Source organism: Longimicrobiaceae bacterium (genome assembly GCA_036375715.1).
In the GTDB taxonomy this organism is placed as follows: Bacteria; Gemmatimonadota; Gemmatimonadetes; order Longimicrobiales; family Longimicrobiaceae; genus DASVBS01.
In genome coordinates, this window is record DASVBS010000044.1 from 1 (window position 1) to 3,797 (window position 3,797).

A 3,797-nucleotide genomic window follows, 5' to 3' on the forward strand; every position below is an offset into this window, starting at 1 on the left:
CTCCGTATCCGCGAACGGTGAGATCGTGCTGGGGCTTCCACCGGCGAATCTCAGCGGAGCTCGCACGGAACCTCGCTTCGAGGGCGATCTCCTGTGCTCCGCGTCCGCGGGTGCGCCGACGCGACTCTCGACCTCAAGTCCGGAGGAAACGGTGATGACATTCTCAGCGAGCCTCTCGGCTGATTCGCAGTCGCTTCCTTCCCGCCAGCCCGCTTCCGGTAGTGATGCCGCCGTCGATCGGCGATCGGAGTCCAGCAACGGCTCCGCGGGTGGGCTGGATAGCGCGCGAGTGGGGCTGCTCGAGGGGAGAATGGGGCAGGAGCTGGCCGACCTGGTGCGACGCCACGGGGGCGTTCCCGTGGTCGCCCCCTCCGTGCAGGAAGTAGCGCTGGACGCTCGAGCCGAGGTCGAGCAGCTGACCGACGGGCTGCGAAACGGCCTGATCGACATGGTCGTCTTCCTCACCGGCGCCGGGGTCAACGCGCTCCTGAGCGAGGCGGAACGGATCGGTCGGGGGCGCGAGCTGGCGGAAGGGCTGCGCTGGGTCACCACCGTATGCCGCGGGCAGAAGCCACGCGCGGCCCTGCGGCAGCGCGGGCTGCCGGTCTCCGTCATGGTCCCCGAGCCCTACACCACCAGCGAGGTGCTAGACACCCTTCAGCGACTGAGCCCCCGCGACCGTGGCGTCGCGGTGGTGCATTACGGAGAGCGCAACCGGGAGATCGCCGACGCCCTGGAAGGGTGGGGAAGCCGGGTGATGGATCTCTGCGTCTACGAGTGGTCCTTGCCCGCCGATACCGGTCCGTTGGAAGCCCTCATCGCCGACCTCGAGGCGGGCCGGCTGGACGCGGTCGCCTTCACCAGCCAGGTGCAGGTGCGGCACCTCTTCCAGGTGGCCGGGGACAAGGGGCGCGCGCTCGGGCTCATGCAGGCGCTCAACACCCGGACCGTGGTGGCGGCCGTGGGGCCGACGTGCGCGCGGGCGCTGGAGGAGGTGGGGGTCACCCCGCAGGTGGTCCCGGAGCATCCGAAGATGGGACCGATGATCGTCGCCCTCGGCAAACATCTGCGCGAGCGGAGGGCGGCAGCTCACGAGGGGGACCTGTGAGCACCGGACTGCCTGACGTCCGCCGCTGGGAGGTGCACAGGGCGAGCGAAGCCACGGGGCGCGCCATTCACGGATCGAGGCCGGACGACGCCATCGACCTTCACGGGTCTACGGCGCAGGACGGCACTTCGGGGTCGAATGGGACGTCTTCCCCCGCCGCAGCCATTGCGGAGACTGGCCCCGTGCTCGATCGCTCCCTGCGGGAGATGGTCTCGAGCTACGAGCGGCGGCTCATCGAGGAGGCTTTGCGCAGGACGCGGGGCAACCGGGCGCGGGCCGCGCGGCTGCTGCAGACGACCGAGCGGATCCTGGGCTATCGGATCCGGCAGTACGGCATCGACTGGAAGGGGTTCCGCCGTTGAGCGAGCTCGACCCGATCTACGTATAAATCAATCCCGCCCAGGGTTGCCGGGGCGCCGGAAGTCCGTCTACATTCCGGCGCATGTCGAACTTCGCTTCACTTCCGGGTTTCCGGGATTTCTACCCGGAGGATCTCGCGGTCCGCTCGCACATCATGGCGGCGTGGCGGGAGGTCGCCACCCGCTACGGCTTTCAGGAGTACGACGGTCCGCCGCTCGAGCCGACCGAGCTGTATATCGAGAAGTCGGGCCCGGAGATCGTCCAGCAGCTCTATAACTTCACGGACAAGGGGGGGCGCGAGGTGGCCCTCCGACCCGAGATGACGCCGACGCTGGCCCGCATGGTGGGCGCCCGCGCCGGCGCCATGCGCAAGCCGATCAAATGGTTCTCGATGCCGCAGCTCTTCCGCTACGAGCGGGCGCAGCGCGGCAGGCTTCGTGAGCACTTCCAGCTCAACCTGGACATCATCGGCGAGACGGACGTGCTGGCGGACGCGGAGCTGATCGCGGCCGCCATCGACGTGCTGCGCTGTCTGGGGCTGGACCAGAACGATTTCGTCGCGCGGGTCTCCGATCGACGCCTGCTCCGCGCCCTCCTCCTGCACGCTCAGGTCCCCGAGGAGCGGCTGACCCTGGTCTACAACATCGTCGACAAGCTCGAGCGCGAGCCCGCCGAGCGCATCGCCGAGCGGCTGGGGACCGAAGCGGGGCTGGGTCCCGCCGTGGTCGAGGAGGTGCTGGCGATCTTCCGCCACCGGGACTTCGACGCGGTGCGCGACGCGTACGGCGGCACGGAAGGGATCGGCGAGCACATCCACCGCATGCACGAGCTGTTCGAGGCGCTGGAGGCGATGGGGCTGGGCGCCTATGCTCGCTTCGATCTCTCGGTGGTGCGGGGCCTCGCTTATTACACCGGGATCGTCTTCGAGCTCTTCGACGCTCGCGGCGAGCTGCGGGCGATCTGCGGCGGGGGCCGCTACGACGACCTGCTGCGGGTGATCGCCGGCGTGGATCTCCCGGCGCTCGGCTTCGGTATGGGGGACGTGGTGCTGCGCGAGCTGCTGGCGGAGCGCGGCAAGCTGCCGAAAGTGACGCGGAAGCTGGACTATTACATGGTGACGGTGACGCCGCAGGAGCGCGCGGTGATGCTCCAGATGGTCCACCAGCTGCGTGACAGCGGCCGCTCCGTCGATTACTCCCTGCGTCACCAGCCGGTCGGAAAGCAGTTGAAGGCCGCTGCCGCGGTGGGAGCGCACAAGGCGATCATCCTCGGCCCGGACGAGCTGGCCGAGGGGATGGTCGTAGTGCGCGAGCTCGCCCGTGGCGAGGAGGTCAGGGTCCCCTTCGAGCGGCTGGTCGAGGGGGGATGACCGGGGTGAGGCGCGGCACCACAGCGGTGGAAATCGTAAACATCTGACATCTTCCGGGCGGCCGGCCGCTGGTCGGCCGCATAACGTTATCATGGCCGAAGAAAAAGCTCTCACACCGCCCAGCGAGGACTTCAGCGCCTGGTACAACGAGGTGGTGCTGCGCGCCGAGCTCGCGGACTATTCGCCCGTACGTGGGTGCATGGTGATCCGCCCCTACGGCTACCGTCTCTGGGAGCTGATGCGGGACCGTCTCGATCAACGCTTCAAGGAGACGGGTCACCAGAACGCCTATTTCCCCCTCTTCATCCCGCAGTCGTTCCTGGCGCGCGAGGCCCAGCACGTGGAGGGGTTCGCCAAGGAGGCGGCGATCGTCACCCACACCCGCCTGAAGGTGGACGAGGGCGGCGGGCTCATCCCGGACCCGCTGTCGGAGCTGGAGGAGCCGCTGGTGGTCCGCCCCACCTCGGAGACGATCATCTACGAGATGTTCGCCCGGTGGGTGCAGAGCTATCGCGACCTTCCCCTGCTCTTCAACCAGTGGGCGAACGTGGTCCGCTGGGAGATGCGCACGCGGCTCTTCCTGCGCACCACCGAGTTCCTCTGGCAGGAGGGGCACACCGCGCACGCCACCGAGGCGGAGGCGGAGGAGGAGGCGCGGCGGATGCTCGGCGTCTACCGCGAGTTCATGGAAGGGTGGATGGCCATGCCGGTCGTCACCGGCCGCAAGACCGAGTCGGAGAAGTTCGCCGGCGCGCTGCGCACCTACTCGTGCGAGGCGATGATGGGCGACAACAAGGCCCTGCAGGCGGGCACCTCGCACAATCTGGGGCAGAACTTCGCGCGGCAGTTCGACCTGAAGTTCGCGGCCGAGTCGGGCGTCGAGGAGTACGCCTGGAACACCAGCTGGGGCACCTCCACCCGCATGGTCGGCGGGCTGGTGATGACCCACGGCGACGAGCG

Annotated in this window: 4 protein-coding genes; all 4 read left to right on the plus strand. The window is 68.6% G+C overall.

Annotated features, from left to right (window positions below; genetic code table 11):
- Positions 1 to 154 precede the first annotated feature (154 nt).
- Complete coding sequence (locus tag VF167_08475; protein HEX6925452.1) at positions 155 to 1,108, plus strand: uroporphyrinogen-III synthase; 954 nt, start codon at positions 155 to 157, stop codon at positions 1,106 to 1,108.
- Complete coding sequence (locus VF167_08480) at positions 1,105 to 1,470, plus strand: helix-turn-helix domain-containing protein (GenBank protein ID HEX6925453.1); 366 nt, start codon at positions 1,105 to 1,107, stop codon at positions 1,468 to 1,470. Before VF167_08475 ends, VF167_08480 begins: the two co-directional genes overlap by 4 nt.
- 80 nt (positions 1,471 to 1,550) lie before the next feature.
- On the plus strand, positions 1,551 to 2,837 hold the full coding sequence (hisS, locus tag VF167_08485; protein HEX6925454.1) for a histidine--tRNA ligase: 1,287 nt from the start codon (positions 1,551 to 1,553) through the stop codon (positions 2,835 to 2,837).
- 91 nt (positions 2,838 to 2,928) lie between these two features.
- On the plus strand, positions 2,929 to 3,797 hold an 869-nt coding region (locus VF167_08490), incomplete at its 3' end, for an aminoacyl--tRNA ligase-related protein (GenBank protein ID HEX6925455.1).